This is a genomic window from Escherichia sp. WS1265 (assembly GCF_046487585.1).
GTDB classification, from domain to species: Bacteria; Pseudomonadota; Gammaproteobacteria; order Enterobacterales; family Enterobacteriaceae; genus Escherichia; species Escherichia coli.
The window spans coordinates 66,305-80,250 of record NZ_JBJQJE010000010.1 but is presented as its reverse complement, the minus strand read 5'-3'; the positions used below and the strand labels follow the sequence as shown (position 1 = coordinate 80,250).

Here is a 13,946-nt window from a genome sequence, read left to right as displayed (position 1 = left end):
TACGGAAGAAGTGAAATAAACCTGAACTCACCCAGGTGGTAAGTTCAGGCACAGGGGTCAATTATGCGCAAACACCCGCACTCGGGGAAGGGAGTGCGGGCATAAGTGGTGAGATTAAGAGGATAATTCGTGCGTTTTGCCATCCGGCGCACGATTATTCAGCACATCGTCCAGTTTTTTGTGGTCCAGTTCTTTCACCCACTTAGCAACGACAATGGTCGCTACGCCGTTACCGACCAGGTTAGTCAGCGCACGAGCTTCTGACATAAAGCGGTCAATACCGAGGATCAGCGCCAGACCCGCTACCGGCAAATGGCCCACCGCAGAGAGCGTTGCCGCCAGCACGATAAAACCACTACCCGTTACCCCTGCCGCCCCTTTAGAAGAAAGCAGCAACACGATTAACAGCGTGATTTGGTGGACGATATCCATCTGACTGTTAGTGGCCTGGGCGATAAACACTGCCGCCATTGTCAGGTATATCGATGTGCCATCAAGGTTAAACGAGTAGCCTGTCGGGATGACCAGCCCCACCACCGATTTGCGGCAGCCGAGTTTCTCCATCTTGTCGAGCATACGCGGCAGCGCCGACTCGGAAGATGAAGTCCCCAGTACAATCAGCAATTCTTCACGGATGTAGCGGATAAATTTGAAGATACTGAAACCCGTCGCTTTAGCGATTGAACCCAATACCAGCACCACAAACAGGATACAGGTAATGTAGAAACAGATAATCAGCTGCCCCAGTTGCACCAGTGTGCCGACGCCGTATTTACCGATAGTAAACGCCATTGCCCCGAACGCACCAATAGGTGCCAGACGCATGATCATATTGATGATGCCGAAGATGACCTGCGAGAAACTTTCGATCACGTTAAAAATCAGTTGGCCTTTGCTGCCCAGACGGTGGAGCGCAAAACCAAACAGTACGGCAAACAGCAGCACCTGCAGAATGTTACCGCTGGCAAATGCGCCAATGACGCTCGCCGGGATGACATCCATAATGAAGGCGACAATGCCCTGGTCTTTCGCCTGATCGGCGTAAACCGCTACCGCTTTCGCATCAAGCGTTGCCGGATCGACGTTCATTCCGGCACCAGGCTGCACGACGTTAACGATGATAAGACCAATAATCAGCGCGATGGTACTGACAATTTCAAAGTAAAGCAGTGCGACTGCGCCGGTACGACCGACCGCCTTCATGCTTTCCATGCCCGCAATGCCCGTTACGACGGTACAAAAGATGACAGGAGCGATGATCATCTTAATGAGCTTAACGAACCCGTCGCCAAGCGGTTTCATTTGCTCGCCTATTTCAGGGTAGAAATGGCCAAGGAGAATACCAATGGCTATCGCTGTCAGGACCTGAAAGTAAAGGCTTTTAAACAGAGAGGTTTTCATAGGGTGTCCTTTAGTAAAACCACAGGTCTTGTAAGGTTATGGGGTACCTGCGGCCTTAAAATAACACCCAGACAACATCACAGAAATGTACCTGGATCATAATTGAAACAAAAAGGTTAAAAAGTTTGAGCTGGCTCGCACAAACCAGCACTTTTTAAAGTTTTGTAATCAGTTTGGGGTAGCTACTTTTCTTCCAGGTAACTCTCTTCGAAGATTTCAATAGGGAGTGGGCGAGCAAAAAGGAAGCCCTGGGCAATACCAACGCCCGCTTTTGCCAGCCAGTCGCGTTGTGCTTCAGTCTCCACGCCTTCGGCAATCATTTGTAAGTTCAGGCTTTGCGCCAACATGATAATTGCAGCAATCATGCTGCTATCTTCCGGCAAGCCTTCAACAAACATTTTGTCGATTTTTAACACGTCGATTGGCAACGATTTCATATGCTGCAGCTGACGCAGCCCCGCATAGCCCATGCCGAAATCATCCAGCGCCACCCGAACGCCGGCATTGCGCAGCGGACGGAGGATTGTCACCGCAGCATGAGGGTCGTCAATACGTCGGCTTTCTGTCACTTCCAGAATCAGTGTTCCCGGCTGAATGCGATAGCGGGTTAACAGTTCCAGCATATCCGCTACCATATTCGGGTGCATCAGTTGCAGCGCTGAGAGGTTTACCGACAAGGGCAGCATAATGCCGCGCTCTTGCCAGGCAGCCAGCAGTCGACAGGACTCTTCCAGCACCCAGTGACCGACGGTAACCATCAGCCCACAGCACTCAATGCGATCGATTAAGCCATCCGGCAGATCCCAACTGCCATCCGGTTGCTGGATACGCAGTAACACTTCCGCACTGACCAGTTTACCGCTGGTCATCTCGACCTGTGGCTGTAACCAAATCGCAAACTGATGATTTTCCAGTGCATTAAGGATATCGCTCTCTTCCGTCAACCGCTGTTGGGCGGCTTCCATCTGCTGCGGATCAAAGAACTGAATCTGATTCTTGCCTTTATGGCGAGCGGTAAATGCCGCAGAAATAGCGCGACTGTAAAGCTGTTCGGCGGTGAGATCGCCGTAGAACATCGCCACGCCAATGCTACAGTGCGGACGGAGTTGAATACGTTCAATCGGCAGGCGCTCGCTCATGATAGTGAGCACTTGCTGACCCAAAGTGATTGCGTGCCACGGTTCCTGTACACCGTTGGCAATGACAGCAAAGTCATAACCGCTAATCTGCGCGAGGATCATACGTGGCGACAGTACCGATTTGAGTTTTTCCACCAGCGTCAGCAGCAGAATTTCTCGTTGCGCCTCTTTCAGCACGCCCGCAGTATCACGCAGGGTTTCACAGGTGATGATCATCAGCGCGGTGGTTTGTTTACGCGCGACAACCTGCTCCAGCATCTCCATCAGCAAGGCTTTGTTCGGCAAATCCGACACCGGGAAGCGCATCGCGTTTTCGTTCTGTTCTTCATAATGGCGCTGCAGCAATTGCTGGTTGAGGTTGTAACTGCGCACCAGCATACCGATTTCATCGTCCTGATGCAGACGTGGTAATGCCAGTTGGTGACCAACAAGCTCCTGGGCTGGAATGGCGTTAAGTTCACGAGCAATATTGCGTAACGGATGCAAAATCAGGCGGTTAATGCACCAGCTAATCGCCACCGTCAATATTAACGACAAAAGTAAGTAAATGGTCACTAACGTTGAGAGGGTGCTCATCACGAACTTATACATACGGAAGGAATCCGCCTGTAGCACCAGATAGGCAATTGGCTGCGGATTTGCCGGACGTTCCAGCGAGTAAACGCCCAGCGAGATTTGCACCGGTAGCTCAAACAGGCGAGTAACCATTACCGGCACCGGACGCTCTGGAATAAAACTTTTACGCAGCGCCTGGAACTGGTTAGGCAGCACCACATCGGCACGGCTGACCACGCCTGCCGGTTTAATGCTGGCAAGAATAGCTTCCGCTTCGGGAATATCGCCTTTCAAAATAGCTGAAGATAAGGGTTCGCGGACAGAGCGAGCAATGCTTTCCAGTTGCGTAGCCGTGTTATAGCGATTCTGCTGGACCAGATGGAACAGCAAAACGGTGCAAAAAATAAAAACGAACACCAGGACAACGGCTGCCACCATTGCCATCTGCTTGATTGTTAACGAGCGACTTACGCGCAAATTGTCTCCCCCCGGAAATCCCAGATTGCCGCCCGAGTATACCCGATCGCAGCGGCATTAAGAGAGGCGCTATCTGAAAACTTACCAGTCGGCGTAAGGTATCAGCGGCTGCGGCGGTAAATCCATGTCACCCTGCCATCCGGCGGCGGAATAACGTACGTAGAGCAGGAAATGGCTGGGTGCGTAATCTTTTGCCTGCTGGATATCAATTGCCGTGCCGACAAACCAGTTGGAAGTAACACGTCGTTCAAGTAATGCCCGCGCCGTGTAGCCAAAGCCCTGACTGCTGCCGCCATCGTTCGATTGCCGCGCAGCTTCTTCCTGCCAGTCGGTCGGAATCAGGTTCATCAGCGGATAACGCGGCATGGTTTTGGTGCGTGAATGCGACCACGAGCCAGACGCCCCCAGCTCCCACGACCAGTTTTCCGTCCGCTCCCGCCACATCACCGGTATGGCAAACGACAGGTATTCCTGCGGGCTGTAGTAACCGCCCTGACCGAGTGAGTAGCCACTCAGGTCTTTGTCGTAATGCCAGATCATGTTGTTCAGGCCGATGGTGACGCGGCGATTGTTCTGGTTAATGACCTTATAGTAATAGCCCGTCATCCAGCGCACGCGCCAGTTATCTTCGACATTTTTACCGGTTAACTGATCACCGCTAAGCGATGCCCAGACGCCGTTTGCTTCACCTTTATCGTAGCTCAGGCTTAGCCCCACGCCGTCGGCACGCACGCCGCCCCATTTTTTCCCGGTATTGCTCGGGGAGTCTTTTTGCCCGCCAAAGGCCAGCAAAGAACTGGAGATGGGCCGACGATGGGCGTTAACGGTGTAACCCAGCGGCCCGATATCATCGCTGTAACTGATGCCGCCGACCACATCCACCACATTGAAGCCCATCGGCGTGGTGCCGATATCCCAGCTCCAGACGTCATTTCGCCAGCCGACCGCCACGCTGGCACCGGAATCCGACTGGCTGCGGTTGCCGCTACAGTCTTGTAATGTACAGGTGCCCCAGTTGTCATCCCATTTGCCATCGGCATTAGTGGAAAAACTGCCGACGTTCATATTGACGAAATCACTACGAAAGAACATCCGCCCGTCAGAATACGGCGCATCCACCTGCAACATAGTGGTGTGCGCTTTCAGATCGGAGTAACCACCGGTGCCGCTCGAACCCCAGTAATCGTGCTCGAGGGTGACATTAAGATCCTGCTGACGATAGAGGTCCGCCGCATCGCTGCGCACGCCGCGTTTCAGCCAGTCATCTTTCTCGTCATTGCGGGTCAGTCGGGTAAAGGTGTCGTTATCCTGCGGACGCGTCGTGGTCACACCGGATGCGACCATCGCGTCTTTGTAGGTTTCCAGCGCCTGCGTTGGATCGCCCGCCTGCGCTTCAAACTTCGCACCGTCGCGCAGTACCATCGCGCTTTCCATCGACGGCGGCTGAGATTTTGCCTGCGGGATCAACTTATTAAACGTCTGCTGCGCCGCTGCGGTATCTCCAAGCTGCGCCTGCGCCAGCGCCACGCGCCGCTGAGTGTTCAGAGAGGCGTTATCGGTAGCGGGCAGCTTCGCCAGCTGGCTACGTGCCGCCGCTTTGTCACCGGCAGCAATATCCACTTCCGTCAGACCAAGAATGGCATCGGCGTTAGTTGGCTCCCGCGTCAGGACATTCTGATATGCAGCGCGAGCGGCGGTGTAATCACGTCGTTGTTGCGCCCAGTCAGCCAGCGTGAGGTCTATGCGCGTGGAAGGTGGTTGCTGGCGCAGCATCGCTTCCGCTTCAGCTTCTTTGCCGCTTTCTCGCAGGCGATTAGCGGTTTCCAGTACCTGATCGCTTTGCAGTCGATTAACCAGCTCCTGAATATTGCTGCTCCACTGCGCGCGCGGCAGGCTGTTGATATGCGCCAGCGCCGCTCTGTCCTGGTCATGACCAGAGAGATACAGCCCATAAGCGTAAACCTGCTCCGGGTCGTTCGGCTTCTGCTGCGCCAGATTACGCATTAACGTATCGGCCTGGCTGCGTTGTCCGGCCTGCCAGAGATCCTGTGAAAGTCGGTAAGTAATCCATACACTGCCGGGGTCCAGCGCCAGTCGTTGCCGCTGAAGTGCTGCCGCCTGCACCCATTTGCCCTGCTTTTCCAGTGCCTCTGCCTGCTGTGCCAGACGGTCGTTTTGCAGGCTGCGTTCGATATCATCAATGCTGCGCCGCTGACTGGCAGAGAGCGAGGCGATAAACGCTTCAGCTTTTTCTGGTGATTGCTGGCGGTATATATTCGCCAGCCCGCGCACGGCGTTAGTGTTGCCGCTGTCCATACGCAAGGTCTGCTGGTAATAGCGTTCGGCGGCGGGATAATCTTTGCGCGCCATCGCCACATCGCCCAGCCCAAGCACTGCATAGCTGTCGGTGTTATCGACATTACGTGCCTGCTGGAACAGCCGTTCTGCCCGGTCAGGATTATTGGCTTTCAGCGCAGCATCGCCCTGCTGGATCGCCAGCCAGTAGCGGTTTACTTTCAGGAGACTGTTCCATTTGTCGTTGTTGCTGCTGTGCGGATCCAGGGCGAGGGCTTTTTCCAGATTCGCCACCGCATTGGCGCGATCGCCTTTCTGAGAATACGCCTGGCCCAGCGCCCCCAGAGCCTCACTGTCTTTCGGGTTCGCCCGCACTGCCTGTTGTAGTTCGGGAATGGCTTTACCCGCCATACCAGAGTCCACCGCCGCTAAACCTTGCGCACGAGCGCGGAAAGCAGGGTCGGCCAGCTGTTTTTGCTGTTCTGCCCGTTGCGATTGCGCCGCAGCTACGCTATCGCCATCACTAAAGATCGAGAGATATTTTTTCAGCGCCGACACACTGGCATCGCTGACGGGCATGTCTTTAATCTGCCCGTACCAGATTTTAGAGGCCCCTTCGCGCCCGGCGTTTGATTTCGCCATCTGTTCCAGGACGGCAAAACCTTCGTCACGGCGATCGCTACTAAACAGCAATAGCGCCAGATTGTTTTGCAGGCCCGTATTGCCCGGCGTATCCGCATTAATGCGTTTTAGCTGATTAATCGCTTCGCCACGGCGAGCCGGAATTTTCGCCACCGTACTCCAGTACTCGACGGCAATGTCACCTTCCGGCGGCGCACCGTTGAACAGTTTGTTGTAACTCGCCACAGCTTCTTCTGCATGACCAGTAGTCGCCTGCAATCTTGCCTGTTGCAGTGCCTGACGACCATCCGGCGTGGAAAGCAACATTGTGGTCCGCGACGATTTATACGCATTTGAACTCGGCGCTAACTGCGACAGCCGATCGAGCTGTTTTTGCGCGCCATCAATATCGCCCTGACGTAACAGAGAACGGAAACGGGCGGCAACGACGTCCGGGTTATTCGGATCAATAAGTTCCAGCCGATACAACGACTGTTGCACCAGGTCTTCACGATGGGTCGCTTCGCCTAACCGAACTTGCTCCAGCAACTGTTGCTGAGCGGTTGGTGCTGCCTCGACCATCGGCATGACGGCCAGACCGAGGGAAAGCGTGAATATGTTTAGTGTGAATTTGCGCATTCCTGGCCCCAGTCAGGTAATAACTCACCTTTTGTCGAGAAGCGGAAACGGTGTTGATCCCAGCCTTGTCCAAACAGGGTCAGCACATAGTTGTAATAGGCATCGCTGCCGGGAAAGTTATCGGCCACGCGCTGGCGCTGAACGGCCTGCGCATCGCGGTTTTGTAAAAAGGGCAGCATGGCGGCAGAAAAACCGACCGGTCCTTTACCCTGCGCTTTCCCCGTAGCCACATCCACTTTTTCTGGCGGATAGCCGTTTTTCTCAGTGAATGTCGCCATCGGTTTAAACCGGTTGAGCATCCGCGCTTTTTGCGGATCGCTGTCAGGCATCATGCCTACCCACATGTAAACGCGGATAGCGTCGTAGCTGCTGATCAATGTTTTTTCGGCTTTTAGCTGCCAGCCTTTGTCTTTCTCATAGCGCACCCAGTCTGGCGAAAAGCCTTTCGGGGCGGTTTCCAGCAATAAACGTTGATTGGTTTCGCGCAGCGTGGTCCACGGCGCGCCAAAGCGGGTGAAATACTGCGCCAGCGTCGGCGGCAGGTAGCTGGGGTTAAAACGCCAGCTGTTATCCTCAGCAAATCCCACTTTGCCTGGCAACAACATGGAACCCAGTCCAGGCACCGTCACCACTTCCTCCCGCGCAATACGTTTTAACAATGCGCTGCCGATGTCGGTATAACGCTGCTCTTTCCACAAACGCCCCGCCTCCAGCAACGACCAGGCCATCCAGACATCACCATCGGAGGCCGAATTGCTGTCCAGCACTTCCCACTTACTGTTCTCTTTCTTGCCCCACAGCCATGCGGGCAAACGTTCTTTTAAAGAACCCTGAGCGAGATTGTTCTGCGTCCAGTCGAGAATAATATCGAAAGCTGCACGGTCGTTAGCCGCCAGGGCAAAGAACATGCCGTAACTTTGCCCTTCGGAAGTGGTGATTTTACGCGCGTCACTTGGGTCAATGACGCGCCCTTCCTGACTGATGTAATCCTTTTTGAACTGCTCCCAGGCAGGCCAGTTGCAGGCTGCCTGAACACTAAAGGCAGCCAGCAGCAGCATCGTCACGAGTCCACTACGCAACACATTCATCTTCAATTACTCGTTATCCGGGTTAAGACGACGACGGCTGATAATACGCAGCAGACGCCACAGTACCCAGGCCAGCAGCACGACGCTGATTGCCGCCAGCACCGCCAGCAGAATCGGATGGTTTGCCAGGGCATACCATAAGCGTTCGAACCACGGCAGATGGCCAACGTAATAGACGTCGCCAACACGCAGGCTATTGATACCGGACTCGCGGATCACCGCGACCGAACCGAACATGGTGGCGCGTTTGCCGCTATCGTTCACCGCATCGTTAAGCATTTCATAACCGCGTGGGCTATCTGCCAGCAGCGCAATCACGCTACGCTGGTCGTTATACGGCGACTGGAAGCCAATCACCGCCGCCATCGCACCGGAAGAGGTCAGCGTTGATTGAGTTTCTGCCGCGCGATCGCTCTCATCCGGTACAATGCCGGGGAACGGGGTCTGGCGCATCGGCGTTTTCACCCAGCTTTCGGTCGCCTGCACCAACAGGTCGATCTGCTTATCGTCTTTCAGTTTGTCCGGGATACCACCGACGATCATGATGTCGGCATCTTTGCCCTGAATGGTGCTGCCATCATCGGTCACCGTCAGGTTAATCGCCGGGAAGCCCGTCTGCGCACCGATAAAGCCAACGGTATTCAGCAAGGTTTCCATCTGTGCTTCGTTAGGCGCTTTCGGCATCACGGTGATGGTTTGTGACAGATCCGCCATCCGGCTGAACGGGAAGCCCGCGTTAGCAAAGGCGCGTAGATCCGGCATCGGGATGAAGTGGTAATACTTCGAGAAGTCGATGGTGGAATCGTCACCAATCACCACATGATTCTGCACCGGCTGGAAGGTAATGCAGTTATCCACCGAACCGCCCGGCATCGGGTTCATATACTCAAAGTCGAAGCGCAGCTGGTTGGTCGCGCCCAGTTTCAGCGCCGGAATAGAGACATCCGTTTTGCCATCCAGCAAACCTTGTAATACCGGAATCCGCAGCAGCAGGCGGTTCGCCTCCTGTTTACTGCTCAGGTTGAAGGATTGCAGGAACTGGTTATTCAGGCTGATATCCATCCGCGAACTGTCTTTCACCGGCGGCATGGTGTAGCGATAGTTGATATCCATATCAATGCCGGTACTGCGCATCAGGTAGAGATCTGGCGGCAGGTTTAGCGAAACATTAATCGCTGCTGGCTCAAGACCGCTGGATTGCAACTGTTCTTCATAGGTTTTCAGTTCACCAAAGGTGACCGGACGATCGGTACGCACCCAGTTCGGCGCATCGTACGGCTTACGCGGTAGCAGCGGTTTCACTTCATTCACTACCACGCTTTCACCACGGAACAGGATGTTACCCTGAGCGATACCTTTCGCTGCCTGCAACAGGTCTTTGTCGTCACGACCAAACACCACCAGCAGTTTGACGTAAGGATTCTGCGGATGGTTGATCATCTCAATCACCGGGGCTTTTACCGCCGGATGATCGCGCAGGAAATCCGGGCGTTTGTCATTGGTGGCAAAAACGATGGCATTGCGATCCGGCAATTGGTTATAGAGCACCGGGAAGTTCTGCCCACGCCAGCCAGAACGCGAACCAAACCACGAGGCGACAATGGCAGATGCTTGTTGCAGCCCGACATCCGGCGCACCCGCAAAGACCATCGGCAAGGTGTTAGTACGGTTATCACGCGGGTCAAAGAATGGTACCGGGAAGTGTGACAGGTTATTCTTCACATTCAGGGTCTGATAGGTCAAATCCAGTCCACTGCTCCGCCCAACATCCAGCCAAAGCGTGGTGCTGGCCGGGTTTTCGCACACGTCCTGATAATGACCGACAAACTCCAGCCGCACACGGTTGAAGTCGGTAATAAACAGTGGGTTAATGGGCATTTGTGCCAGCGTTTTTTTACCCAACTGTTCTTTGGTCACTGGCAGCACGCCCATCAGTTCATCATTGAGATAAACCTTTAACTGCGACTGGACAGGCAGTAACGATGGCGATGGCGTGTATTCGAGGTTGAGCATCGCCTTCGTCACCACTTCATCGCTGCGCATACCAAACTCAATGCTGCCGTTCGGGTTAATGCCACGTAGCACCATGCTGCCCGGCGGCGGCGCAATTTGCGCAAAGGTCAGCTTCACATCACGCGAAGGACCGTTCTGCGCCACGATGGGGGCATCAGCGCCCTGCACGCCCGGCATCACTTGCCCAACCTGCGGATTTTGTTCCGTCTGGGCGGCTACAGCTGGCTCAGCATTGATCAGTGGTTGCGTTGCTGGCGTCGCCTGCGTCATGAAAGAGGGGAACGCACTCATCCCCATAGCCACTGCACAAATCCAGAATAGTTTTCTTTTCATCGCGTTATCATCATTGTTGAGCCAAAGCCTGATCCGATGGTTGTGCCGTTTCGCTCCGCTCCGGGCGGCGCGGAATAAACGATACAACCCAGGAAACCAGAGAAGTCAGCACACGGAATATGCCCTTCACCGAAGAAGGAGCAAACTCCGCCAGATGGCGGTAGCCACGGAAGCCGAGCTTCAGAATATCCAGCAGACTTTCCAGCGGCTTATCTTCCGGATAGCTGTCCTGCCAGAGCGCCCATGTATCCGCACGGGCAAACGTACACTGCACAAAATCGATATGTTGCTGGGTGGTGAGCGGCATTAATTTCAGCCCAACTTCATTACCCATCACGCGCGCCACCTGGGTCGGGAAGACGTATTCCTGCTGACCACGTTTAAGCAACAGATTCACTTTCTGCCCTTCCAGAATCTGCGCCTGACCGTTGATCTTGATCCCCAAACCACCGTCGGAGAAATCCTGAACGGTACACGAGAAGAGGTGACCATCTTCGCGGGCAATTGCCGCGGGCATCGTCATCTCCACGCGGTGCGATCGGCGTACCTGTTTGCTTTCTACCGATACCGCAACTGCGCCGCCAAGAACAATTAGGTTGTAGAATACCCACACCATACTGACGACCACGGTGAGCATCTCGGTTGGCGGGCCATAGAAGTAGCGCCAGATGCCTACCGCAACGCCCACCAGGTTGAGCAGAACAAGGAAGATGTAGGGCCGCGAGATCACCCAGTCGACGTACTCTTCTTCCACCAGTCCACCTTTGGCGGTAACGTTAAATTTGCCTTTGTGCGGGTTAATCAGCGCCACCAGCGTCGGTGGTGCGATATACCACGCCAGCACCGTTTCGTAGATTTCACTCCAGAAAGAGTGGCGATATTTACCCTGGATCTTCGAGTTGGTCAGGCTGGCATGAATCATATGCGGCAGCACGAACAGGGCGATCATCAACGCTGGCGCATAGATGATGTAGGCATGAAGCAGCAGGAACGCCAGCGGCGCAGTCAGGAAGATCAGCCGTGGAATGCCCGACAAGAAGTGGAACATGGCGTTGACGTAACATAGCCGCTGAGCAAACTTCAGCCCTTTACCGGTGAGCGGGTTATCGAGACGGAAGATTTGCACCATCCCGCGCGCCCAGCGAATACGCTGACCGATATGCGCCGACAGACTTTCGGTCGCCAGCCCCGCCGCCTGCGGAATACGCATATACGCGGAGGTATAGCCACGACGGTGCAAACGCAGAGAAGTATGCGCATCTTCAGTCACAGTTTCGACAGCAATGCCGCCAATTTCATCCAGCGGCTTACGGCGAATCACCGCACAGGAACCGCAGAAGAAAGTGGCGTCCCACATATCGTTGCCATCCTGCACCAGACCATAGAACAGCGTGCCTTCGTTCGGTGTTTTACGAAAACGCCCCAGGTTGCGTTCAAACGGGTCCGGTGAGAAGAAGTGGTGCGGCGTCTGCATCATCGCCAGCTGTTTTTCTTTCAGGAACCAGCCCATGGTCATTTGCAGGAACGATCGCGTTGGTACGTGGTCGCAGTCGAAAATCGACACGAACTCGCCTTTGGCATATTTCAGCGCATTGTTGATGTTGCCCGCTTTCGCATGTTCATGAGTGGTACGGGCGATATATTTCACCCCCACGTTTTGCGCAAACTGGCGAAACTCTTCCCTGCCGCCGTCATCAAGGATCCAGATGTTCAGCTTGTCTTTCGGCCAGTCGATACCCAGCGAGGCGTAAATGGTATTTTTCACCACGTTGAGATCTTCGTTGTAAGTCGGGACAAAGATATCCACCGACGGCCACAACGACATATCTTTCGGCAATGGCACCGGCTGACGATTCAGCGGCCATACTACCTGGAAGTAGCCGAGCACCAGCACAATCCACGCGTACGTTTCAGCGAAGAGCAGAATAAGCCCGCACACCAGGCTGACCGGATCGTCCCAGTTCAGCGTAGAGGTGTAGCGCCACCAGATATAACGGCAAGAAACGGTCAGCGACAGCACAATCAACATTAGCGCCGAGAAGCGCCCCGGCATCCGCCGTACGATCAGCGCTACCCCCCACAGCAGCATCAGGAAGATAAACTGCGCCAGCGGGTTAAACGGCTGAGTAACGCAGATTAACGCCAGAATCAGCGAGAAGGTGACGATGATACCGAGGATCAACCGCCGCGCCCCGGCACTCAAATGGCCGAGCTCTTTTTTCTCATCAAGATGCTGTGTTTTATGGCTAACGCGCTCAGGCAGCTCGTTCATCCATTGATGGTAACGTCCACGAATATTCTGCAGACCTGAAAATGCCCGCCTGCGCGGTTTCGGCGTTTCTTTGCGCGATGCACCGATCAGTAACCAGCATGTTTGAATGAGATAACGGACCGGGTCCAGCGGACGCGGACGCGAGGCGTTGATATGCGGATACAGGTTTTTATGTTCTGCGCGAATACGCTGCCAGCGCGGGTGCTCCAGCGGAATAAAAATCCAGGCCAGGATCAACCAAAAACAGCCGAGCGTCGCGCTGAAAGCCGACGCGCCGTGACGACGATAATCGCGATAACGCCCGATAAGCCGCGCGTTGACCGGCGGGATAAGCAACCACCGGGTCAGGATACTCATGATGCACTCCCGACTGGCGTTTTCAGCCCGGAATAGTTCAACAGGCACCAGTTAGCCAGCGTCAGTATCTCTTCAGCCGCCAGCGCATCACTGCGATATTCACCGACTGGTTGCTTAGCCGCCAGGCATTCAGCCATCGCTTCATCACGATGAATGAGCATCGGCAGTAATCGGCGCTGGCTTTGCAACCAAAGCTGGTAAATATCGTCCTGAACTTGACTGCCGATACGGAAGTCATTAATCAAAATATGCGCGCCATCCGGCAGCGCCTGCTGATGCAGCCGGATATGGCAGTTGGCATCCACATTGACGATTGCCAGCGAGTGATCGCACAAACTCAGCAGCTGGTGGGTTATCTGCGAGGAATCACGCGGTAAGTCGATTAAAATCCAATGGTAACGCCCGCTGGCTTTTAGTTGCTGTAAGCCGGAGCAAATATCGCTCAGCCGGGTTTGCCAGTGCTGCGGATTTTCTTGTTCTTCAATGGATAACTGACCAAAAGGCAGCAAATCGAGCTGCGAGGTATAGCGCAACCCGGCGTCACGCCAGTCCTGGTCATCCAGCATAGCTCTGGCCCAGCCCTGACGGTGGGTAAAATCAACGTTAAATGACAGGCGCAACAAGTTGTCCGGGCAGGCATCGACCACCAGGACATTTTCTCCTAACATTTGTAATGACCAGGCTAATGCGGCGGTGATGGTTGTTGTCCCCACGCCTCCCCGCACCCCCTGCAATCCCAGTACGGCCATTCACCAA

At 54.6% G+C, this 13,946-nt stretch carries 7 protein-coding genes; all 7 read right to left on the bottom strand.

The window, feature by feature from the left end; translation table 11 throughout:
• Nucleotides 1-114 precede the first annotated feature (114 nt).
• Nucleotides 115-1,401, bottom strand: a complete 1,287-nt coding sequence (gene dctA, locus ACJHX3_RS11820; RefSeq protein WP_000858214.1) for a C4-dicarboxylate transporter DctC — start codon at nt 1,399-1,401, stop codon at nt 115-117.
• Between the two features lie 182 nt (nt 1,402-1,583).
• Nucleotides 1,584-3,572, bottom strand: a complete 1,989-nt coding sequence (hmsP, locus tag ACJHX3_RS11815; RefSeq protein WP_087890842.1) for a biofilm formation regulator HmsP — start codon at nt 3,570-3,572, stop codon at nt 1,584-1,586.
• Nucleotides 3,573-3,653: 81 nt separating this feature from the next.
• Nucleotides 3,654-7,127 (bottom strand): cellulose synthase complex outer membrane protein BcsC, encoded by a 3,474-nt coding sequence (bcsC, locus tag ACJHX3_RS11810; RefSeq protein ID WP_094322011.1) that lies wholly within the window; start codon nt 7,125-7,127, stop codon nt 3,654-3,656.
• On the bottom strand, nt 7,109-8,215 hold the full coding sequence (bcsZ, locus tag ACJHX3_RS11805) for a cellulose synthase complex periplasmic endoglucanase BcsZ (RefSeq protein WP_087890844.1): 1,107 nt from the start codon (nt 8,213-8,215) through the stop codon (nt 7,109-7,111). The genes bcsC and bcsZ overlap by 19 nt, the downstream gene beginning before the upstream one ends.
• Before the next feature lie 6 nt (nt 8,216-8,221).
• Nucleotides 8,222-10,561 carry a cellulose biosynthesis cyclic di-GMP-binding regulatory protein BcsB gene (gene bcsB / locus ACJHX3_RS11800; RefSeq protein ID WP_094308222.1) on the bottom strand — a complete coding sequence of 780 codons (2,340 nt, stop codon included), beginning with the start codon at nt 10,559-10,561 and terminating at the stop codon, nt 8,222-8,224.
• A 10-nt stretch (nt 10,562-10,571) separates the two neighbouring features.
• Nucleotides 10,572-13,190 carry a UDP-forming cellulose synthase catalytic subunit gene (gene bcsA / locus ACJHX3_RS11795; protein ID WP_000025849.1) on the bottom strand — a complete coding sequence of 873 codons (2,619 nt, stop codon included), beginning with the start codon at nt 13,188-13,190 and terminating at the stop codon, nt 10,572-10,574.
• Nucleotides 13,187-13,939 (bottom strand): cellulose biosynthesis protein BcsQ, encoded by a 753-nt coding sequence (bcsQ, locus tag ACJHX3_RS11790; RefSeq protein ID WP_000279503.1) that lies wholly within the window; start codon nt 13,937-13,939, stop codon nt 13,187-13,189. The genes bcsA and bcsQ overlap by 4 nt, the downstream gene beginning before the upstream one ends.
• Nucleotides 13,940-13,946 lie beyond the last annotated feature (7 nt).